At 35.2% G+C, this 25030-nt stretch carries 11 protein-coding genes; 1 reads left to right on the top strand and 10 read right to left on the bottom strand.

The annotated features are described in order from the left end of the window. Positions 1–21: 21 nt before the first annotated feature. Entirely contained in the window at positions 22–15054 is a 15033-nt protein-coding gene (locus AC3WTA_RS15600; protein WP_492332927.1) for a DUF7507 domain-containing protein, read from the top strand. A gap of 111 nt (positions 15055–15165) precedes the next feature. Here AC3WTA_RS15600 and AC3WTA_RS15595 read toward each other — a convergent pair whose 3' ends face one another. The 10 genes from AC3WTA_RS15595 to AC3WTA_RS15550 form a co-directional block, all read right to left on the bottom strand. Continuing rightward, entirely contained in the window at positions 15166–16713 is a 1548-nt protein-coding gene (locus AC3WTA_RS15595; RefSeq protein WP_000006325.1) for a glycoside hydrolase family protein, read from the bottom strand. Positions 16714–16805: 92 nt separating this feature from the next. After that, positions 16806–17858 (bottom strand): glycosyltransferase family 4 protein, encoded by a 1053-nt coding sequence (locus AC3WTA_RS15590; protein WP_078183448.1) that lies wholly within the window; start codon positions 17856–17858, stop codon positions 16806–16808. Beyond that, a complete protein-coding gene (locus tag AC3WTA_RS15585) occupies positions 17855–18655 on the bottom strand; it encodes a glycosyltransferase family 2 protein (RefSeq protein WP_000237689.1) in 801 nt (266 codons plus the stop codon). The genes AC3WTA_RS15590 and AC3WTA_RS15585 overlap by 4 nt, the downstream gene beginning before the upstream one ends. Further along, positions 18630–19844: an O-antigen ligase family protein gene (locus tag AC3WTA_RS15580; protein ID WP_000429854.1), complete on the bottom strand. Its 1215-nt coding sequence runs from the start codon at positions 19842–19844 to the stop codon at positions 18630–18632. The genes AC3WTA_RS15585 and AC3WTA_RS15580 overlap by 26 nt, the downstream gene beginning before the upstream one ends. A 3-nt stretch (positions 19845–19847) precedes the next feature. After that, the gene (locus AC3WTA_RS15575) at positions 19848–21284 is read right to left on the bottom strand and encodes an oligosaccharide flippase family protein (protein ID WP_000533725.1); all 1437 of its coding nucleotides are present in this window, start codon (positions 21282–21284) and stop codon (positions 19848–19850) included. A 37-nt stretch (positions 21285–21321) separates the two neighbouring features. After that, positions 21322–21960 (bottom strand): sugar transferase, encoded by a 639-nt coding sequence (locus AC3WTA_RS15570; protein ID WP_000617656.1) that lies wholly within the window; start codon positions 21958–21960, stop codon positions 21322–21324. Between the two features lie 18 nt (positions 21961–21978). Then, the gene (locus tag AC3WTA_RS15565) at positions 21979–22599 is read right to left on the bottom strand and encodes a CpsD/CapB family tyrosine-protein kinase (RefSeq protein ID WP_002096755.1); all 621 of its coding nucleotides are present in this window, start codon (positions 22597–22599) and stop codon (positions 21979–21981) included. Next, the gene (locus tag AC3WTA_RS15560) at positions 22586–23329 is read right to left on the bottom strand and encodes a YveK family protein (protein ID WP_000806904.1); all 744 of its coding nucleotides are present in this window, start codon (positions 23327–23329) and stop codon (positions 22586–22588) included. The genes AC3WTA_RS15565 and AC3WTA_RS15560 overlap by 14 nt, the downstream gene beginning before the upstream one ends. Continuing rightward, a complete protein-coding gene (locus tag AC3WTA_RS15555; RefSeq protein ID WP_000376422.1) occupies positions 23330–24523 on the bottom strand; it encodes an acyltransferase family protein in 1194 nt (397 codons plus the stop codon). A 328-nt stretch (positions 24524–24851) separates the two neighbouring features. Beyond that, entirely contained in the window at positions 24852–24992 is a 141-nt protein-coding gene (locus AC3WTA_RS15550; RefSeq protein WP_001228053.1) for an FbpB family small basic protein, read from the bottom strand. Positions 24993–25030: the final 38 nt, after the last annotated feature.

Genomic DNA, 25030 nt, shown 5'->3' with positions numbered 1-25030 from the left:
TATTGTAAATGAGGTGACAACATGCCCATTACGAATCGATTTTCTACCACCACTAACGGCGCACTCGCAATTACAGGTAATACACTCGGGTTAAGTAAAATTAGTAATCAAAACCGTGCTGGTACAATCGGGGCAATTGGTGCATTCGTAACTACGAATACTGCTTTACAAGTAACGACTTTTCCTGCTGGTACAACATTAAACTATACACAAAATAGTTCTACCGCTCTTTTAAATATCCCTGCTGGTAGTACGATTCTTTACGCAGAACTTATTTGGGGTGGCAACTACTTATCTCGTGATCAAAACATTACGAGTGTATTAGGAAACCCCGTTTCTTTTACAACACCTGTGTCAACATACTCAATTACCCCTTCAGCTGTTACAGCTTCTAATCAAACATTCGTTTCTGGATCTGTCACATTTGGATTTTATACGCGTTCCGCAGATGTAACATCCCTCGTTCAAGCTGTAGGATCTGGCTCTTATACAACCGGTTCTGTCCCTGGACTTGTTGATCCTTTAGATGCTTCTAACGGAGCTATCAATTCTTCTGGATGGACGCTCATTGTCGCTTATCAAAACGGTTCCTTACCCGCAAGAAATTTAACAATTTACGTAGCTGGTAACCGCGTTTCTGTAGAAACTGGTAGTGCAGATGTATCTGTCTCAGGGTTTTTAACACCTGCCGGAGGACCTGTAAGCGGGAGATTATTTATAAGTTCTACTGAAGGAGATGCTGATTTAACTGGGGATCAAGCATTATTTGGACCAAATTTCAGTTCATTAAATGCATTATCTGGGCCAAATAATGCTGTAAATAATTTCTTCGGTTCTCAAGTGAATAATGCTGCCGGAAATTTAGATACAACTGGGACATTTGGAACACGAAATCAAAGTGCTTCTACAAGCACAAATATCTCCGCAGGAAGGCAAGGCTGGGACATTACTTCTATTGATATTTCTCCTTATTTAACAAATTCTCAAGTGTCCGCCGCAATCCGTTTAACAACTAACGGAGATGCATATATGTTAAATACAGTCGGGTTACAAATTAATATAAACTCACCAAATATACAAGCAACGAAAAGCGTGAATAAAAGCGTCGCTGCAATTGGAGATATTCTCACTTATACCGTTACTATCCCTAACACCGGTCTTCTTCCTGCTAATAACGTTACTTTTACAGACATACTCCCTAACGGCACTTCCTTTATACCTGGCACTGTCACGGTAGATAACGTACCACAAACAAATGCAAATCCGGCTGCTGGTATATCTCTTGGAACCATTAATAATAATTCTTCTCGTACAGTAACTTTTCAAGCTACTGTCGTTTCTCTTCCAAACCAAAACCCTATCTCTAACACTGCTAATATTACATTTCAATATACACCAATTGCCGGTGGAACGACTTTTAATGGCCTTGCAACAAGCAACTCTGCAGGAACACAAATTAACCTCGCAGATATTAATGGCTCAAAATCAGTTAACAAGATCTTTACCGATATTGGCGAAACGTTAACTTACAGCATCGCCTTAGCTAATATAGGAAATATTGCAGCAACGAACGTTATATATACGGATCCGATTCCTAGCGGGACTACTTTCATTCCAGGGAGTGTAACTGTTAACGGCGTCACTCAAGCTGGAGCGAATCCCGCTAATGGTATATCCATTGGAACCATTGCTGCTAATTCTACGACTACTGTTTCATTTCAAGTATTCGTTCCTTCTATTCCCCAAACAAATCCAATATTAAATAGTGGCACAACAACATATCAATACATTCCTGTACCAAATCAACCAGCAGTAAGTGGGACTGATACGACCAATATCGTATCTACTCAAGTGAATAACGCTACTGTAACTATGGCAAAAGCAGTAGATAAAAACTATGCAGATATTGGCGATACACTGACTTACACTGTTGCCTTTACAGGTACAGGTAATACGAATGCGAACAACGTTATTTTTACAGATGTCATTCCCACTGGCACAACTTTTGTTCTAAACAGTTTAACGATAGATGGCATGACACAAGTTGGAGCAAATCCCTCTACTGGTGTGAATATAGGATCTATTCCAACTGGTACAACAAAAAATGTTTCATTTCAAGTAGTAGTAAACACAATACCCGCGTCAAATGTCGTATCTAATGGATCCAGCGCTTCTTATCAATATACCGTCAATCCTAGCCAATCACCCACTACAAAAAACATTTCTTCTAATCTCGTTTCCACTCAAATTAACAATGCGAATTTAACATTAACAAAATCAACAAATAAACAATTTGCCACAATTGGCGCAACGATAAGTTATACAATCCTCATTACAAACAGTGGAAATACAGCTGCAACTAACGTGCAACTAACAGATCCACTTCCAAATGGAACGATATTGACTCCTGGTACTGTAACACTAAACGGAGTTTTGCAAAATGTAGATTCTCTCGTTGCTTTACCTATCGGCACAATTCCTGGCGGAGCTACTTTTACACTTTCTTTCCAAGTAACAGTCATCAATATTACCGCCCAAAATCCTATCATTAATAATGCTTTCGTTTCTTATCTATATAGTGTAAATCCAAGTCTGCCACCAACTTCAAAAACAGCAAATTCTAATTCTGTTACATCAACAATTAGACTAGCAAATCTTCAAGCTACTAAATCTGTAGATAAAACATTTGCGGAAGTTGGAGATGTATTAACTTATACCTTTGCTCTTACAAACGATGGAAATGTTGCGGCGAACAATGTAGTACTATCCGATTCAATTGCGAATGGTACTGCCTTTGTGCCAGACAGTGTTATAGTTAACAATGTTGCTCAGCCAGGTGTTACACCAGCTAGCATCAATATGGGTAGCATCAATGCTAATACTACAATTACTGCTTCATTCCAAGTATTAATAACTAGCATCCCAAATCCAAACCCTATTTCAAATAGCGCTTCTATTTCCTATAACTTTATCGTGGATCCAAATGCTTCCCCTGTAAGTAAGAACACAACTTCAACCACTACATTTACTCAAGTAAATGACGCAAATGTCATTTCAGCAAAAACAGTGGATCAAGCGTTTGCTACTGTTGGGGATGTATTAACTTATACCATTCTTTTAACGAATGCAGGAAGCGTTACTGCTGATAGTCCAACTTTCGTAGATACAAATCCAGATGGCACTACCTTTATTCCAAACACTTTCCTTATTAATGGTGTGCTACAAAATAATGCAGATCCGAACATCGGCGTTCCGTTACCTTCCATTCCTGCTAACGGTGAAATTACTGTTTCTTATCAAGTAACTGTCACCTCTTTACCAGCGCAAAATCCAACATTAAATTCATCTAGTACACAGTATAGTTTCATTCTAAATCCGGGCGATCCACCAACTATAGAAACATCTTTAAGTAATACTGTAAGTACACAAATTAATTTAGCAAATGTAATTATTTTCAAGGATGTAGATTTAACTATCGCCGATGTTGGGCAACCAATCACTTATACAATTGCCTTAGCTAACCCTGGAAATACTTCAGCAAATACCGTAGTCGTTACCGATATACTCCCTCCTGGTACGACTCTTGTACCAAATAGTATTTTTATAGGCGGTGCTTTACAACTAGGTGCAGATCCAAGTGTTGGTCTTCAAGTTGGTACGATTCCAGCAGGCGGCATTACAACAATTGTTTTCCAAATTAGTGCAAATAGTTTACCTACACCAAATCCAGTTCAAAACAGTGCTGCACTTCAATATAGCTTTATCGCAGATCCAAATTTACCTGCTGTTGTTAGAAATGCTACTAGCAATATAGTAACGACACAAATTAATACCGCTAATATTGTTGCTACGAAACTAACAAGTACAAATTTCGCTGATGTTGGCGATGTCATAACTTATGCAACAGTTTTAAGTAATAACGGCAATATACCTGCCTCCAATGTAACGTTTACAGATATTATTCCAGTTGGTACCATCTTCCTTCCTAATACTGTAACGATTAACGGTGTCCCTATAGCCAATGCAAATCCTGCTAACGGCATTCTTATTGGTACGATAGGAGCAAATTCATCACGTACTGTTGCATTCCAAGTTTTTGTACCAACTATCCCTAGTACAAATCCAATTACAAATCAATCAAGCACTACATTCCAATACACGTACGATCCATCCAAACCAACTGTCATGCAAATGGTGGCATCTAACACTGTACAGACAACTATTAATAACGCCTCGATTACCGCTACAAAATCTGCTGATAAACAGTTTGCGAACGTAAATGATATTATTACGTATACGACTACTTTAACGAATAATGGGAACACACTTGCATCAAATATAGTATTTACAGATGCTATCCCAAGCGGGACGTCTTTTATTCCAAATAGTGTAACAGTAAATGGTACTCCACTCTCTAATGCAAATCCCGCTAATGGCATAGCAATTGATCCAATAAATTCGAATGTAAATACGATAATTTCGTTCCAAGTGCAAGTAAATTCCATTCCGAATCCGAACCCTATCCCGAACCAAAGTAACACAACGTACCAATATGTCGTAAATCCTAACTTACCTCCTACACCCTCTAATGTGCTAAGTAACGTAATAACAACTCAAATTAATAACGCTACGATTATCGCTACAAAATCAGTGAACACACCGAATGCTGCAATTGGAGATATCGTTACTTATACGATTGCAGTTACGAACACAGGAAATATCCCTGCTAGTGCTACAGTTTTAACAGATGGACTTGGACCAGGCGCATCCTTCATCCCAGATTCCGTTACGATAAATAACGTTTCCCAACCTGGATTAGACCCGTCATTAGGTATTCATTTAGACGATATTTCACCCGGAGGCACTACTTTCATTACATTCCAAGTGAAAATCCTCGCTATTCCACCTAGTGGAACTTTAACGAATAATGCTCTTGTAAACTACGAATATGCAGTGAATCCAACTGAAACACCAGCTGTTGGTAGTACCGTAACAAACACGACAGTTACACCGATTGTTGATGCTACTTTAGTAATAAATAAAAATGCTAGTACAACTTTTGCTACAATTGGAGATACAATTACATTCACTTCAGTTGTTACAAATACCGGAAATACTACTGCTAATAACGTTGTATTTACAGATACAATTCCAAACGGTACCGCTTTTGTCCCAAATAGCTTTAAAATAAATGGTGTAACCATCCCAAATGCAAATCCACAAAACGGTATTACTATTGGTAACTTGAATTCAAATGCATCGGTTACACTTAGTTTTCAAGTAAATATTACAACTCTTCCAAACCCTAATCCAATTCCTAACAAATCATCGCTTCAATATAGCTTTATTGTTGATATTAATGAGCCGCCTGTTTCACGAACAGTTCAATCCAATACAACTTTTACACAAGTAAATACTGCCTCCGTTATCGCAACAAAAACTGCGAGCAGTGCATTTGCCGCTGTTGGAGATACAATTACGTATACAACTACGCTCACTAATAGCGGAAATACTATCGCGAACACACCTGTTTTTATCGATATATTACCACCTGAACTTTCATTCGTGCCTGATAGCGTTCAAATTAACACTATCCCACAACTCGGCTTTAGACCAGATAGCGGAATTTCTTTAGACGCAATTCCAGTTGGAGGAACGACAACAATTAGTTTTCAAGCGATCGTCGGCTCAATACCAGCTACAAATCCAACGTTGAATCAATCCAGCACGACATATTCTATCATTGTGGATCCTACCCAGCCGCCAGTGACAGAAACAGCTACAAGTAATCCAACTTTAGTACAAATTAACGAAGCAATTATTCAAGCAACGAAAAGTGTAGATCGTCTATTTTCTGACATCGCACCTGGAAATTCATTTTTAACGTATACGGTTTTATTAGAAAATATCGGGAACACGACTGCTACGAATATCATTTTTACAGATCCGATTCCAAACAATACAGTATTTATAGAAGATAGCGTTCGAGTAGGTGGGGTTTTATTACCTGGAGTAAATCCGGCGAATGGGATACCAATTGGGGATATTATTGCAGGAGATTTTACAAACGTCACCTTCCACGTGCAAGTAGTTAGCATCCCAAATCCTATTTTTACAATCGGACCTGGAGGACCGAACTCACCGGTTGTAAACGGTGCTTCTATTGATTACCAATTTATGATAGGACCTAATTTGCCACTTGTTTCACGAAGTACGACATCGAATTCTGTTTCGACACAAATAAATTCTGGGGAAGTTGCACTCGTTAAATCTGTAGATAAAACTTTCGCAACAATTGGCGATACCATTTCTTATACAATTACATTAAGTAACCCTGGAAATGTCACTTCACAAAATATAGTTTTTACGGATATTTTGCCTGATGGAACGACATTTATATCTGGCACTCTTGTAAATGATTCTGGTGCGCAGCAAATCGGAAATCCTGGGAATGGAATACAGATTGGAAATATAAACCCAAGCGGAATTGCCGTTATTACTATTAATGCACTTGTTACAAACATTCCAAGTATAAATCCAATCTCTAATTCTAGTTCTGTACAATTTGCACATGTGGTCGATCCTAGTCAGCCTGCCGTAACACAAACGAATGTATCTAATGTAGTTTCAACAACCATTAATAGTGCAATATTAAATACAACAAAAACTGTTGATAAATCTATTATTTCCGTCGGTGATACACTTACGTATACGACTACGATTACGAATACAGGAAATACACCAGCTACAAATATAACTTTTACAAGCGCGATTCCTCCTAGCACTACTTTCGTACCAGATTCGGTCACAATCAATGGCATACAACAGCTTGGTGCACAGCCAGCACTTGGAGTAACTATACCAAATATCGCTCCTGGCGCGACAGTAACCGTTACTTTCCAAGTAAATGTTATTTCTGTTCCCCCTTCAAGCTCGATTATGGGTAACGATACGATTTTATACTCTTACACTGTTGATCCAAACGGAGCTCCTGCTACTACTTCTACTTCAACGAATATTGTTACAACCCCTTTATTAGATGCTATGATTACGATGATTAAATCAGTCGATCAAACACTTGTAACACTAGGTGATACTATTACCTATACGACACTTTTAACGAATAGTGGGAATACAAATGCTACGAATATTACGTTCACTGACCTTATTCCAGACGGTACAACTTTCGTTTCGGATAGTGTCACAATAAATGGCATCACACAACTTGGTCTTAATCCTAATACAGGTATTACAATTGGATCAATTGCTCCTAACAGCTCAATAGCAATAGCATTTCAAGTTACCGCTACTTCTACTCCTGTTCAAAATCCTATTGCCAATTCGGCTAGTGCTTCTTACACATTTATCGCTGACCCTAATGCCCCTATTGTTTCAAGGAATGTTACTTCAAATACAGTGTTCACTACAATTAACACAGCTACCATTCTTTCATTAAAACAAGTCGATAAATCCTTTAGTCGTATTGGAGATACACTCACCTATACTGTTACTTTAACAAACAATGGAAACTCGTCCGCACAAAATGTTATTTTCTCAGATACAATGCCGAGCGGAACTACATTTATTGCAAACTCATTTTCTATTAACGGGGTTTCTCAAAGTGGTGCGGACCCATCGAACGGTGTAAATATTGGGCCTATAACAGCTGGGTCTACAGTAACTGTTTCATTCCAAGTTACTGTAACGTCATTACCAGCCGAAAACCCAGTTGTAAATTTCTCATCAACATCGTATCAATTAGTCTCACCGCCTGATGCAGAAACTTCAATTAGCAATCCTGTTTCAACGCAAATTAAAGAAGCTATATTATCCATGACGAAAAACGAAAGTGTATCCTTTATAGACGTCGGGCAAACTGCTTTTTACACTACTTCTATTTCGAATATAGGAAATACAGATGCAGCCAACATTGTATTCACAGATGTATTACCGAGCGGACTCACATTTGTTCCTAACACATTAACTGTTGATGGTGTTTTACAACCTGGCGCGAATCCAAATACAGGTGTATTACTTGCAACACTTCCACCAAATGAAATATATAGTATTGTATTTCAAGTTACGGTTAACAGCATCCCACCTATTAATCCTGCACCAAATACAGCATCAACGACGTATGAGTTTACTGTTGATCCTGTTAATCCTCCCGCTTCAAGTACAGCTAGTTCTAACACTACGCTTCTTCAAATAAACAATGCAACTATTATTAGTACAAAAATAGCAAACCTTACTTTTGCGGATGTTGGTAATACAATAACATTTACACTTAACCTCCCTAATACCGGGAATGTGGCTGCAACTGATGTTACCGTTATCGATATACTTGATAGCAATTTAAGTTTCGTTCCAAACAGTTTCACAGTTAATGGGCAAACCATTCCAAACGCTGATTTATCTACTGGTGTAAATATCGGTTCAATTAATGGTGGAAACACATCGATTGTCACATTCCAAGCCATCGTTTCAACCCTCCCAATCAACAATCCTATTTCTAATTCGGCTCTTACCACTTACCGTTATATTGTTGATCCAGATCAGCCGTTCATTTCAACTTCTAATCAATCTAATACAACGACAACACAAGTTAATAGCGCTATCCTTACTGCACAAAAAAATTCAAATGTGGAAACAGTAGATATTGGGCAAGATATTGTCTACTCAGTTACGATTACAAATAGTGGAAATGTTAGTGCGACGAATGTTATTTTTACCGACCTAATTCCAGACGGAACTTCCTTTGAACCGAATAGTTTTACACTTAACGAAACTACCATCCCAAATGCAGACCTAATTACAGGCGTTCCAATTGGTGATATCGCGCCAAACCAGTCTGTCATCGTAACATTTCATATTAGTGCCGATGAAATTCCGCCTATAAATCCAATTGCCAATGAAGCTAGTGTTAGTTTCCAACATATCGTCAATCCAGCTAATCCTCCTGTTTCAAAAAACATTACTTCAAATAGTGTTACAACAACAATTGAAAGTGCTATTTTAACTACCACTAAAATCGGAGATAAAGCTTTTGCAACGATTGGTGATACGATTACGTATACAACTACGATTACGAATACAGGAAATATTCCTGCTAATAACGTTATTTTCTCAGACCCGATACCATCGTGGACACAATTTGTTGCAGGATCAGTTATTGTTGATGGCACTCCATTAGCATCTGCTTCTATCATTGACGGTATTGGCATAAATACGATCATTCCAAATCAAACTGTAACAATCATATTCCAAGTTCAAATCGTAAGCAACCCAACAACGTTCACACCTGAACTCCAAAACTTAGGATTTGTGAACTTCCAATATAACGTAGGAAATGCATTACAGGCTCAGCCTGGCAATGTGGAAACGAACGTCTTCGTTACTTCTATTAATTCAGCAATACTTTCAGCTGTAAAAACTGCTAATACTGCCTTTGCAAACATCGGCGACATGATCACTTATACAGTTTTAATTCAAAATAGTGGCAATACAAACGCTACGAATGTAAATTTCTCAGATCCGATTCCAGCAGGAACAACTTTTGTTGAAAATAGTTTTACTGTAAATGGAAGTACCATTCTAGGTGCAAATCCAAATAACGGAGTTACTATCGGAACCGTTAACGCGGGTAGTTCCTTAACTGTCACTTTCCAAGTCATAGTTACATCTACTCCACCTTCGAATCCAATTACAAACGTTGCATCTATTCAATACGAATTTATAGTTAATCCAGCCTCTCCTCCTGTTACAGGCACAATAACTTCTAATAGTGCTTCCACACAAATTAATAACGCGACTGTTACAACTGTTTTAGAAGCAAATCGTACAATCGTATCTATCGGAGATATCATTACGTATACAGCAACATTAACGAATACTGGAAACTTCCCTGCAAATTCTGTATTACTCATTAACGGAGTTCCTGAAGGGGCATTATTTGTTCCAAATAGTGTCACGCTTAACGGGATTTCACTTCCAGATGCAAGTCCAACTCTCGGTATTCCAGTTGGTATTATCGCACCAGGTAATTCTGCTACTATTACGTTCCAATTTCTTGCAAGTTCTATTCCACCGCAAGGAGCAATTATAAATCAAGCACTTACAAGTTACACTTACATTGTCGACCCAAGTCAACCTCCAGTTACAGCAACATCTTCATCTAATACGGTAAATACAGCTGTCGTTGATGCATCGCTATCTGTAATTAAAAATACAGATTCTCTCGTACAATCTACTGACGGTACAATCACTTACACGGTAGTCGTTCAAAATAACGGAAATACAACTGCAAATACAGTTACTTTAACAGATTTGGTCCCAGAAGGAACTGCACTTATTCCGAATAGCGTAACCATAAATGGCGTTTCAGCTCCGGGTGCTGATCCAAACGTAGGAATCTCCTTAAACGCCATTGCACCTTCAGAAATCGTCACCGTCACATTCCAAGTTATCGTTCAATCCATTCCAAGCGTGAATCCAATTTCTAATATAGCCCGTATTGACTATACTTTTATCGCCGATCCAACTGCTCCTATCATCTCTCGAACAATTACATCTAATCCAACTTTCACACAAATTTCGGATGCGAATGTTCTTTCTTTAAAAGCTGTCAATGCACAACAAGCAACAACCGGTGACATTTTGACCTATACGATAACGCTAGAAAATACCGGAAATATTCCAGCTACTAATCTCATATTTTCAGATACGCTTCCAGAAGGGACTACATTCGTAGAAAATAGTTTTACACTTAACGGAACAGCTATACTTGGTGCAAATCCAAATGCAGGTGTTACTTTGCCTAACCTAGTAGCAAACGCTACTCACCTTATTTCGTTCCAAATTCTTATTAACGATTCATTCTCACAACAATCGATTACAAATCAATCTATTACAACATATACAATTCAACCAGACCCAGGACAACCGCCTATTACTGAAACATCTACAAGTAATATTGTCATTACAAATTTCGTGCAAGCACAATTGACAGTTACAAAAACGTCCAATCCAATAACTGTAGATATTGGCGGAACTATACTTTATATTTCTGAAGTGAAAAATATCGGCAACGTTGACGCAATAAATATTATTTTTACAGATTCTATTCCAGCTGGGACTACATTCGTTCCCGACAGTGTCACAATTAACGGTGTACTTCAACCAGGTGTAAATCCAGAAAACGGAATTCCAATTGGAACGATTCCACCCAACAGTTCCAAAACAATACTATTTCAAGTACAAACAAATAATCCACCAACTGCAACCGAAATTGTAAATCAATCATCTGTAAATTACCAATATGTAAGTATTCCTACAGCACCACCAGTGAATCGCTCTGCAAATTCTAATATCGTTACAACATCACTTCAAAATGCAAATATTATTTCTGTTAAACAGGCGGATGTTACTTTCGTAGCCATTGGGCAAACTATTACCTACACAAATACACTACAAAATATAGGAACTGTTCCAGCGAACAATACGGTGTTCATTGACAACATTCCAGAAGGTACTATATTCATTGAAGATAGCTTATCAATAAATAATGTGATTCAGCCTGGTGCAAATCCTCAAAATGGAGTAACTCTTGGTACGATACAACCAGATGAAACAATCACTATTTCATTCCAAATACAACTTACAAATATACCAGAGGGCAACACAGTCATTAACATTTCAGACACTTCGTATGAATACCAAATTGACCCCAGTTCTCCGATTATTCAGCGTAGATCATTATCAAATGCAGTAAATACTGAAGTGCGGACGGCAAATGTTAGTGCAATTAAATCTGCTAACAGATCTATTACACGTATCGGTCAAATCATCACCTATACAGTCGCAGTTACAAACGCTGGTACAGTACCTATTACAAATACTCTCCTAATTGACGCAATTGCTGCTGGCACCACATTCGCTCCAAATAGCATCCTTGTAGATGGCATACCAAGACCTAACGAAAATCCAATTACCGGTATCAATCTTGGTATTATCCTTCCAAATAATACGATTATTGTTACGTTCCAAGTAAACGTAGTCTCTATACCTGCACAAAATAATATTAATAATATCGCTGTTATACACTATGAATATCAACCGGAACAAAGCGCACCACCAATTTCAGAAACGACCTCTTCCAATACTACAAATATACAATTTATTGATGTGATTCTTATCGCTACAAAATCCGTTAATAAAGTATTAGCTAATATTGATGACACCATTGAATATACAGTATTCATTCAAAATAACGGATCTACTACAACTAACTCCATCTTTTTTACAGATACTATAGAAGATGGAACAGTATTTATTCCGGGAAGTGTAACAGTTAACAACACTGTACTTCCTGCAGCAGATCCGAATATCGGCTTTTTCATTCCTAATATTGCGTCAGGGCAAGCGACTATAATAACGTTCCAAGTTTCCGTTACGAATTTACCAGCTTTAAATCCAACGCCTAATACTGCAAACATCGTCTACGACTTTATTTTCAATCCTGACTTTGCACCAATTCAAAAATCTACTACTTCCAATACTACTTTCGCCCAAATTAATGATGCTGATATCGTTTCACTGAAAACTGTTAATTCGACTTCTGTAACGATTGGCGACATTTTAACTTATACAACAACTTTAACGAATATAGGAAATACAGATGCTACTGCTGTTGTATTTACAGACAATATTCCTGTTGGAACAACCTTTATAGACGGTAGCGTTTTAGTAAATAATATTCCTCAGCTTAACGCGAATCCAAGTATTGGTATACTTGTAGGAACGATTGCTCCTAACATTTCTATCCCAGTCACGTTTTCCGTTACTGTGTTAGCTCTTCCAGCTAGCGGTCGTATTCAAAATCAATCCACTTCTCGTTATACAATTAATGGGGAAGAACAAGTATCGACTAGTAATATTACCTTCACTGAAGTTATTTCTGCTAATGTAATTGCAACAAAAACAACGCCTATCCAATACGCTGACCTACAAACTATCATCCCTTACACAATTTCCATCACAAACAATGGAAATATACAAGTAGAAAACATTCATGTTACTGATATCATCCCAGCAAATACGAGCTTTATAGAGAACAGTGTTATTGTGAATGGCACCGCTCGTCCAAATGACAATCCACTTAACGGGATACAACTTGATAACATTCCGCCTAGTACGACAGCAACTATTCTATTTCAAGTACGGGTTACTTCGATTCCGCAAACCAATCCAATCTCTAACACGAGTACAATTAAATACCAATACACGTTACCGAATCGACCACCTATTACAGAAACTATTATTTCATCAGCTGCCGTAACAACAATTAATCATGCGAATTTGAATAGTAATAAAGCAGTTGACCGTGCATTTGCAACAGTCGGTGACACATTAACGTATACAATTACACTCAATCAAACTGGTAATGTTGCAGCAAATGATGTAATCATTCAAGATATTATTCCTCAAGGTACTACGTTTATAGAAAATAGCGTTATTGTAAACGGAGAAGCTCTTCCGGGAGTTAATCCAGTAAACGGCATACCAATTGGTACTATAACTGTTGGCGGAGATGCTAGTGCTTCATTCCAAGTATCTGTGACTTCTATCCCAACACCAAATGAACTCAACAACAAAGCAATTACTACCTTTAACTATATAGTCCATCCAAATAACGTACCCGTTACGAATACCACTACAACCAATACCGTCACAACAACTGTCCAAAATGATAATGTCTTTGCTATTAAGTCTGTTGATGTAACGAATGCCTTACCCGGTCAAACTGTAACGTATACAATCACAATTACGAATAGCGGTAATGTAACGATTGAAGATCTTCTTGTCATAGACACCGTACCAGTAGATACAGCCTTCGTTACGGGCAGCGTTACAATTAACGGAATCAATCAGCCTAATGCAAATCCTGAAATTGGTATTTCATTAGGAAACCTTGTTCCTAATGAATCTGCTATCATTACTTTCCAAGTAACAATATCTTCTTCAACTCTTCAATCTGCAATCAATAACGATGCTTCTGTTTCCTATACTGTTACCATTGATCCGAATGAACCGCCTATTACAATTACAAAGCAAACAAATACCGTTACAACAACAGTAGTTGATCCGATGGTTCGCATTGAAAAGACAGCTGATAAATCTATCGTAACAACAGGAGAGACCATAACTTTCACATTAGAAGTAATAAATCATTCACCAATTCCTACAATCAGTACTTCTATCCTAGATATCATTCCAGTTGGTACAACATTTATAGAAAACAGCGTAACAATTAACGGTACTCCGGTTCCAAATGTTCGTCCAGACACTGGTATTAATATCGGCGCTTTACCTGCAGGTGGAGTATCAACGATAACATTTAAAGTTCTCGTCACTTCTATTCCTTCAAACAATACAATTGTCAATTCCGCAACAGTTACAGCAGCTTTCCAATTGACACCACAAGACCCAATTATTACTTTTATTGTTAATTCAAATACCGTTCGTATACCAGTTCAATTTATAACGACAACAGTCACGAAAAACGCTTCCGTCAGCTCGGCTTATTTAAAACAGTATTTTGATTATACGGTGCGTATTACGAATACTTCTGATATTTCACTTTCAAATGTTTCGTTACAAGATACCATTCCAGCAGGTTTACAATTTATGAACGGAACGGTCTTTATTAATGGGGAACGCTCTCCACTAGCGAATCCAAATATCGGTTTCCTAGTCGCTACTAATTTGGAACCAAATGAAACAATTATCGTCTTATTCACAGTACAAGTGATAAGTCCGCCTGTTAATAATGAATTTAAAAATACGGCCAATATTTCATTACAACTTCAAGTCTCGCCTACCAATCCACCAATTACAGTAACCGTTACAAGCAACGAAAATATCGTCACCTTTATTCCAAAAAATCCTGATGAAACACTTCCAAATTTCAATTGTTTCTTTGACGGCGAACGTTTTATACGCATTACCCCTCGAAATATACGAAATTACTTTTGGACTTGGATTTGGTGGCGTTAATTTAAACAAAAAGAGATTGTAGTTTGGTTGAAACCAAATTACAATCTCTTTTTTATTCCCTTTATCGTACTACCTAATAACTCGTCCAAGCATTTACAACCAATCATCATCTCAAGTTATTTTAGTCGTAATAAGCTGGCCAGCCTCATTAATCGTTACTTTCCATTTCGCTCCACTAGCAGTCTTCATAATGATACCTTTACTTGCTTCTATTTCAATATCTCCAAACATTCTTCCGCCAGTTGTCGCTAACCAAGCATTCCCATTTTCCATCGACGATCTTGCAAACATACGATTAATCCGAAAACGCTTATGGTCTTGAGAATAACCACTCAATGTAATTCTTACTTTATATAGTTGACTCGCCTTCATATTCGATATAATTGTATCGCCTACATTTAATGGAACATCCGATGCAACAACCCAATTTCCAGTTGCACTTAATGCATATTCAATTTTAATTTTCTTCGGACTCTCTCCCCATCCAAAATACATACCAAAACAATTCAACATTTTGATTGGATTTTTCGTAAAATCTAGCTCAATCACAACTGGATTACTATCTGGAACATCGATATAGTTTACACTTTGTTCATCTATTAAATTAAAGCAATTTGCGAGATTGCCCCCGTAAGGTAATTTCCCACTTACTTGCTTAACAGTATACTTCTGCGAAGCATTTACTAATATATCATCTTGGTTCCCTATTAAATGTGGTTTATTTAACGTAATCGGTAACTGAATCCGAAGAGATTCTTCATAGGTAGACTTACAAACATTGTATTGTCCTTTATCTACAATAGTTGTGGAAAGTAAATTCGAAAAAAGGTAGTTACGATGCGAATTAGCAGAAAATTCAATGACAATCTGTTCACTACTCATCCGGTACGTATCCCAAATCATACAATCAAATGTATTATAGGCACCCGTACAACGAATGACTTTTTTCGTTTGCTGTCTACATTGTACTTGAATATCATGAAACGTATTTCCTGAACTTTCATTTGGTAAATCACTGTTTCCATCAACTTCTATCCCATACTGACATCCATCAATAAATATAGATTGAAATACATTTGCGTTAATCCAGCAAGGTGTATTTATATCATCTATATATTCTGTCTTCAAATGTATTGCAGTTTGAAAGTTTTTAATTTGAATAAAGTTAACTTGAAAGAAACTAATATAATCCCATGCTTTTTGACAATAAAAGTGTATAGCCTTACCTTTATATGACGACGTTGCATTTATTATATTTATATTTGATATAAGAGAGTGATTAGGAACTTCTATTTGTTGTGAGCCGGAAACATAAATGACAGCAGATTGAAACACTGGATTTATAACTTGAACTGTACCACCTGTAATAGACGCATTTTGTTGCAGTTCAAACGCATTAAAATCTCCATCAATTTGCAACGTAACAGTAGGATCTAGCTCTAACCTTACATTTGATTTAATAACAATCGGCTTTACAATTTTGTACGTATTTACCCCTGTAATTCTAACCGTCGAAATTCGGTTCGCTACACAATAATTTATAGCTTGCTGAATTGCTAATGAGCTATCATTCCCTGAGTTCGGAACTGCTCCAAAACAATTAATATGAACGCTATTTTCTGGTGCACAATCTTCTTGGGAAGAAGTATATTCTGACAAAATAAATTCACTCCTCATATTACCTTTTTCATATAATATGTGAGTTTTCTCTTAAAAGTTTCTATAATAAAAAAAACAAACGACTTGCACGGTCATTTGTTTAATTCATATATACTTTTCGTTTCTTCTATCATTTTAGTTAATGAGAAATATCTCTCTGCTTTCTCTCGTGCTTTCAGTCTAATACCATTCACCTTTTCCTCATTTCCTTGTAGTTCCTCAAGCGCACTTGCAAATTCCGATTCGCAATATTCAGATAACAAAACGCCTGATTCTCCATCTATTACCGCTTCATTTATTCCGCCAACATCTATTGAAACAATCGGTGTTCCTGTAGCCATTGCTTCAATTACTACCATTGGAAACACTTCACGAAAAGATAATAAAAGTAGGGCATCCATATTTCCTATAAACCTATGCGGCTCTGAAATATTCCCTAACATCTTTACACTTTGCTGCAATCCATACTTTTCTATTTCTTTCATAATAGATTCTTTCTCTGGTCCATCACCAGCAATATAAAACAAAAAGTCATCTCTTTTTTTCAACACATTTGCAATTTTTACAAATAATTGATGGTTTTTCTCCTTGGATAGTCTTGCTAATATCCCTATTTTATAAATAGATTCTGTCTTTTTCTGCTGGAATAAAAATCTTTCAATATCCACACCGTTATAAATTGTCTTTATTTTCTCTTCTGCTACATGCATTGAAATTAAATTTTTTTTTTCAAACTCACTTACTGTAATAATATTATTCACATATTTATTTATAAGATAACGAAAAAGAGTTGGCATTTTCTTTTCTAATATCGTTACATTATGTTTCGTATACACGACTTTTATCTTTTTTTTCATGAACTTTTGAATTAAAAAGGAATATAATACCATTCGCAAACTATTTGCATGAATAAGTTCTATCTTTCGTTTACAAATTTCTTTTCGTAAGTAATGAATATTTCTCAAATGATTCCATCGACTAAGTAACATGAAATTTTCTTTTCTAGTAAGAGATTCATATAGTTCTCCCTCACCTGCAGCTGTATAAACCGTAAATTTCTCATCACGCAAATTGCTTTCCAATTTACAAAAATAACTCTCGGCTCCCCCAGTTATCAATTTATCTGTCATCAACAGTATATTCATAATTGCGTCTTCCCAACTACATTGATTTTATTTTTTCTATAGGCATGAAAAGCATACTTACTAAAATAGTAAAAGATTTGCAATGCATTCAGTCGTTTTTGTTCCCTTAATAATTTCCAATACCGAAAAGCCGCTCTAATTTTATTTCTCGAAACAGAATTTGCTACAATTCTATACTTCGCTAACACTTGCTGTATTCCTTTCGCTTCATGTCCTTCATCTAATAAGTTTAGCCATAGCGCTGTATCTTCCGGCTGGACACTAGGCATTTCAATATGCGGAATTTTTTCACGATCAATCATTACTGTTAAACAACCGATAATTGTATTTCCTGCCAAACGATGATAGTCAACAGATTTCGGTACATTCACTTCTCGATTTAATTCATTACCGTTTTCATCGATTAAACTATACGATGCATATGAAAAGGCCACATTCATTTCTTCCATAAATAACAATTGCGTCTGCAATTTATGTGGCAACCATATATCATCGCTATCTAAAAAAGCAATATATCTTCCTCTCGCCTCTTCAAACGCTAAATTCCGAGCTTTAGCAGCACCAACATTTTCTTTTAATGATAATAGTCTAATACGCGAGTCCCCTTCTATTATCTCTTTAATTTTTGCAAGAGATTGGTCCGTTGAAGCGTCATCAACGATAATCATTTCCCAATTTTCATATGATTGATTCTGTACAGATAAAATCGTCTCACCTATAAATCGTATACTATTATAAGAAGGTGTTATTACAGAAACATGAGGCGCCTTATTATGTGCTGATAGACATTTTACCATCTACCTTTCCCCTTCCTTCATATATTGAAATGTACTTTACAACCATTGCTAAAAATAAAAAGAACGCTTCGTTAATAATGAGTGACAATGACATCATCTGAAATAAAAATGCAATCATAGTTAATAAAAGATACGGTTTTTCACGAAACAAAGTATACTGCGTTAACTTGAACATTAATATGCATAAAAAAGCGCTATATAAAAGAAAACCAATTGTACCCGATTCAGACAAAATTTCTAAAAATGTATTGTGCACATATAATTTTTCGTTAAATTGAAACTCATAATAATTCGAAAAATTAAACGCACCGATTCCGATATATGGATTGGATAAATAATATTTAAAAGCAGCTTCCCATAATGTAAATCTTCCACTTCCATTATCATGCGAAAAATCAGAAATTCGTTTATTCAATATGTCATCCAATTGGCCACCCATTACACTATTCGATAAACAAAAAATCACTACACCAAACATTAGTAAACTCATTATTATTTTTATTTTTTTTGCAAAACTAGATGTACATACATATACAAAAACGACAAGCACAAGTGCTAATATTCCTCCCCTTGAAAAAGTTAATAAACTTGTCGTAACACATAAAATCAATCCTAAAATGTTCGTCATATTATGTAGGTTTGTCATATAATACATAAAAAATATTGTATTATAAAAAATAAAAATGTTAGGATCATCTAGCAAACCAATTAATCTTGGATACCCTCTATCAACTAATAGTCCAGCAAAAATTTCTCTTTCTTCTCCACCGTACAATCCAAAGTGCTGTAAACCGACTATATACAGTATTAGGCTTACAATATTAAATATGAATCCTACATAGACAATAGATGATTCAAGTGTTGCTATTTCAACATTTCCTAATAAATTTCTCATTATAAAATAACAACCTAAAACAAGTAGCACACCAAAAATCATACGAATACTAGCATTTAAATATATAGATAGAATTCCACTGAAACAATAGATGAAATAAAATAGCAAAAATACAACTTCATGAAAATATAGCTTTTGCATATGAAAGTTTTTAACTGTTAAACAAAAATATATGACTAAAAAAATCATATATATCTTCAGCGAAAATCCAATATATATGTTGTATTTACTTAACATGACAAATAATATTAAGAGCATAATCCATTTCATCGATATTTTCATATTATTTTCCATAGGCTATATCCCCTGTTTCGTAATATAATCCTTTTTGCGTGTTTTTCTTATAAACGAAAGAAGAAGTTTTTTCAGCTCATAATCATATAGGAATATACCAACTACTACGATTAACGTATTCAGAACGAGCGCAATGAAATGATATGTGTGCAATATATATTGCACTCCAATAAAAGTTACGCCAAAATAAATTGTATACGGTATTACAATTTGGAATACAATTTTTTTCTTCACTACACTTACCGCTATATACCCAACTAAAGCCACAATTTCAAATAAAACCATAGCATAAGCCGCTCCTATCACTCCACCAATACTACTAAAGCTATAAAGCATAATCCCACCTATCACTAACGCTATACATTGCACAACCGTTCTTTTATTTTGACGTCCACTCGTTGTTAAGCCGTCAGCTATAGCAATATTTAAACTTTGCAGCACAATGAGAAATGATAATATTTGGAGTGGCTCTACTGCATTTCTCCATTCTTCCTGAAAAAATATAGAAATAAAGTATGGCGCTAAATGATATAAACCTATCGTCATACATATTCCCACAATCGCCATTGATTTTATTTGAAGTAAGTTTAATTTCGTATGCTCTTCTAAATTATTCTGATTATAATGCTTAAAGAGCACTGGATAAAATGCACCTGCAATCACCCCTGGCACTTGATATAAAGCTGCTGGCATCCGATACGCCACTGCGAAAACACCTACCATACTTAATGGCAATGTATAGTTAAGTAAGATCGGTGCTAATTGTGGCGTACTCATTATTAAAAAACCACTAATAATAAAAGGTGTCAATTGCCAAAATAACGCTTTATGAATTACGACTTTCATATTCATACTCGTCTTTCTTTTCATTACATATATGCTGAATACACCACCGATCATATAACCAAATCCATATAAACGAGCAGTTATATAAACTGGTAACTCTCCGAAAATACAAAAACATGTAATGATAATGACAACTGCCGCTGATACAACTTTAATAAGCGCTATATACTTCATACGCTCCGTCAGCTGAAAGTAGGCAATCCCTATATTTTGCCCAGTTAATCCTATTAACATGAAAAACATTACGTTTATCATCATATAAATCAAATTTCTATCCGCATACATATAATGAATAGCAATATAGCCGATTATAGAAATAAAAATAAGTAGAATCATCCTTACTTTTATATACGACGATAAAATCGTCTCTAAGTCTACTCCATCTTTTGCGCCTTCTCGAAGAAACGTATTTGTAAGTCCTAAATCTGTAAAAAATAACATAACAAACGTCACTGCTATAGCAACACTAAACATCCCATAATTTTGTGCATTAAAAAAATTTGCTAAAGCAATTAAACTCACAGCTTGAAGAAGATTAGCTAAAATTGTGCTATAAAATAGATGGATAATATTATTTAAAATAGATCTACCCATACCGGCTCTCCTTTGCAAGCAACCTACTTACATATATTTATCTTGCACCATTACCGTTCAATACTATTAAAACGGTTTTACATAAAATCCGAATGTCCATCTTAATCGTTTTCATTTCAATATACTCCATATCCAATTTCAACTTTTCTTTCGGATCAAGATTATATCCTCCATTAATTTGTGCCCATCCTGTTAACCCTGGCTTCACTATTAAACGATCCTTGAATTCTGGAATATACGTATCAAATTGTTTATAAAAATACTCTCTCTCTGGTCTTGGTCCGACAAAAGACATATCACCTTTTAAAATATTTAAAAGTTGCGGTAACTCATCAATTCTCGTTTTCCTTATAAACGATCCAACTTTAGTAATTCTTGGATCATTTTCATTTGCCCATTGTGGTCCATTTATTTCAGCATCTTTTACCATCGACCTTAATTTAAATACATTAAATTTCCTTCCATTAATCCCTAAACGTTCTTGAAAATAAATTGGAGCTCCTGCTGTTTCGAAAGCAATCATAATACAAAAGAACAACATAATTGGTAGCGTTAATAGTAACAATATGAGTGAAAATATAATATCAAACAAGCGCTTTATACTTCGATTCAAAATACTGGTCTTTTCTTGAGCCGGAATCGTATACAACTTGGCTTGGTTTGTTTCACGAATCATAGATCGTTACCCCCACATTCAAGAATATAAAACTATACCTATTAATTCACATTCTTTCCTCTTTATATTTGCTATCACTTTTTGCACCGTACGTAGGGAATCGTTTCTCTTTTTGACTGCTAAGACCACTCCATCGCATTTCCCTGCAATCATGTGCGTAGCAGGAAGCTCAAATACTTCAGAGGAATACAAGAAAATGTAATCAAAATCTTCTTTCCACTTCGCAATTACATGATCAAATTCATCCGTAGCAACTAAAGGTGTTCCGGTGTGTACTGTTTTTTGGGCAGGAATACAATATAAGTATTTAGATAAATTACTAGAAAAAGATTCATAACTACAAGGGGAATCGTTTATTATATCGTTCACTGTTTTCGTATAATTGCTTTGTAATAGTAGATGTAGTTTAGGATCAGAAAAATTCACATCGATAAGTAACACCTTTTTTTTCATCTCTGCAAACACTAGCCCTAGATTTACTATAAGCGCCGCGATAACACCTCTATCCTTCGTTGAAGTAACTGTGAACACTTGTTTCCCCGATTTTTTCAACTCGTGATACACCGTATAAAACTGCTCTTTCATTAGAGCATCATGCGGATTAAATGGCAGCTTTTTCTTTGTCTTAAACATCGACATGTTCACCTCGATATATAGATGATTGCGCATCAACTTCTGTAGATTTCTTTTTTCTTTTCGGTTTCATATTTATGTGACCAATAACAGATACTGTTGTTATTTTCTCTAAATCTTGTTCCACGTATATACGCTCATCAAAATAATCTCGAAATACAGCTAAACCTATCCCAACAAAAAAACTAACAATTAAAGAGATAGGAATGATAAGTTGCAATTTAGGGAACAACTTTTCAGCTTTTTCCTGTAACTCAGGGTCAGTTAATATTTTTATCCCCTGTACATTCGTATACTGTTGAAAGCTTTTTTGAGATTGTTCTGCCAATGACTTTACAATTTCTTTGACGATTGTAGGATCTGAACCTTTTACTGTAACAGTAACGATTTGAGAGTTGTCCATATTCACCACTGAAATTTTTTGTGCTAATTCATAAATTGATTGCTCTAATTTTAAATTTTTTTTAACCGTTGAAATAATGAGTGGACTTTTTAATATATCAACATACGACGTTACAAGTTGCTTATTTTCCTGTGTTTTATTCACTGCATTTTCCTTATTAAACCCATCTAAATTTCCAACGAGAATTTGCGTTGAATATTGATACGAAGGCTTTAATACATACATAGAAATAAGAATTAAAGAAAATGTTACACAACACATCGTCAAAATAATTGTTACTACTCTTCTTTTCAATAGCTGCTGAAAATCCTTCATACTAATTTCTTGCTTCAATTATTTCACCGCCTTTGTTTGAATGACATCCTGCAACTCACTTTCTACAGATAGTCTTTTCTTTTCTAAATTCGATTGCTTTGTTATATACTTTCCGATCCTGAATGCAAATTTTTCTACAAACAAATAAGAAATTATTGCTAGTATAAACGAAAGAATGAGCGATAACATTAAAACAATGGGTAACGGAAATATTTCATGAAGCATATACACTAGGGAAAATAAAGATATGATGTGGTATAAATAAAGACTGTAAGAAATCTTCCCCAAATATAACAAGTATTTATTACGTAGCAAGGATGACAAAGTTGATACCGACAAGCTTAATATGACAAATAAACATGCACTTATCGCTACTACGTAGTCTCGAAATATAAAATTATTAAGCAAATTAATTTCTCCAACAAGCCCTTCATACATATAAAGTAAAACCGCAAATAAAAACCATGCAATTTTCTCATTTTTAGTACGATTACTATAAAAAACTATTAAATTATTTTTATATTTCGCAACTAGTGCTCCTAGTAAAAACAGCACTGTGTAATGCAGAGTTAATGCATAACTAGTTAATGTGAAACTTGAGTGAAATAAAAATAAAATCACGACAGAACATATACTAAAAATAAACAATGACAATAATGAATACCTCAACGTTTTTCGTAAACAAACCATCAAAACTAATGGAAAAATTATCGATATTCGCATTTCATGAACAAGTGACCAAATTACGCCGTTATATGCATCTGTATTATATTTCCCAATCAATAAAATATGTTGCGCTATTAAGCTTAAAGAACTTTCAATCGTCCATGAGCGATTAAACCATTCACTTAAATTAGAAATACCATATTTACTCATTGTATTCTGGCATAAAATAGCTATACTTATTGCTACGATATATGGAATATAGATTCTAGATATACGCTTTAAAAGGAATGATCCATAGCTATCGTAGTTTTTTTGAATGGATCTATACAAAACAAATCCACTCAAAACAAAAAAGATAATAACAGATTCGTTACCACTACTAAAAATTAGACGAGCAGGTGTTTCTTTTAATAGATAAATAACAAATGGTTTATTATCTTCATAACTGTAATTTTGAAATACTGAAAAAATCATTAAATGATGGCCAATCATTACTATCAATGAAGAAATTCCTCGTATAGAATCCAGTTCTTCATACCTATCCATCGTTTTACATCAACTCCTACTGAAATGATAATAATCATTTCAAAGCGACACCATTATTCATATTCCTCTCCTTTCTTTTCATTCCAATTTTTCATATTAAAATGATTTTATAGCGTAATTTTGAATGTATTGTAACATTTTTTGTAATATTATGAATAGTGAATCTTCAAAATTGATATATACCAATTAAAACCTCGAAAAATGAATAATATTGACAGAAAAACACTATAAAAACATCTTGCATAGTTGCAAAATTAAAGAGAGGAATAAAGTTTTTTCAATATAAAATAAAAAAGATAGCCTTTAAAGGCTATCTTTTTTATTTTATTTAATTATTGGCACCACTATATGCTACATGTCGTTTCTCAATTCTCTCTTCAATTTCTTTCATATTTTCTTTATTATTTAATAGTGTTTGTTTATTTTCAATTAATAATTGTTTAAAAGATTTTCGCACTTTTTTTCGCATTTTCATTTCCTCCTTGGGGGATGGTTTATATAAAAGAT

The sequence above is a fragment of the Bacillus sp. EB106-07-01-XG149 genome, from assembly GCF_058791555.1.
This window is presented reverse-complemented; position numbering and strand designations above follow the sequence as displayed.

Bases quoted from the DNA above. Each gene is read 5' to 3' on its own strand.
- AC3WTA_RS15600 (WP_492332927.1), top strand. From the start codon at position 22: ATGCCCATTACGAATCGATTTTCTACCACCACTAACGGCGCACTCGCA.
- AC3WTA_RS15590 (WP_078183448.1), bottom strand. From the start codon at position 17,858: ATGAATATACTGTTGATGACAGATAAATTGATAACTGGGGGAGCCGAG.
- AC3WTA_RS15585 (WP_000237689.1), bottom strand. From the start codon at position 18,655: ATGGTAAAATGTCTATCAGCACATAATAAGGCGCCTCATGTTTCTGTA.
- AC3WTA_RS15580 (WP_000429854.1), bottom strand. From the start codon at position 19,844: ATGGAAAATAATATGAAAATATCGATGAAATGGATTATGCTCTTAATA.
- AC3WTA_RS15575 (WP_000533725.1), bottom strand. From the start codon at position 21,284: ATGGGTAGATCTATTTTAAATAATATTATCCATCTATTTTATAGCACA.
- AC3WTA_RS15570 (WP_000617656.1), bottom strand. From the start codon at position 21,960: ATGATTCGTGAAACAAACCAAGCCAAGTTGTATACGATTCCGGCTCAA.
- AC3WTA_RS15565 (WP_002096755.1), bottom strand. From the start codon at position 22,599: ATGTCGATGTTTAAGACAAAGAAAAAGCTGCCATTTAATCCGCATGAT.
- AC3WTA_RS15555 (WP_000376422.1), bottom strand. From the start codon at position 24,523: ATGGATAGGTATGAAGAACTGGATTCTATACGAGGAATTTCTTCATTG.
- AC3WTA_RS15550 (WP_001228053.1), bottom strand. From the start codon at position 24,992: ATGCGAAAAAAAGTGCGAAAATCTTTTAAACAATTATTAATTGAAAAT.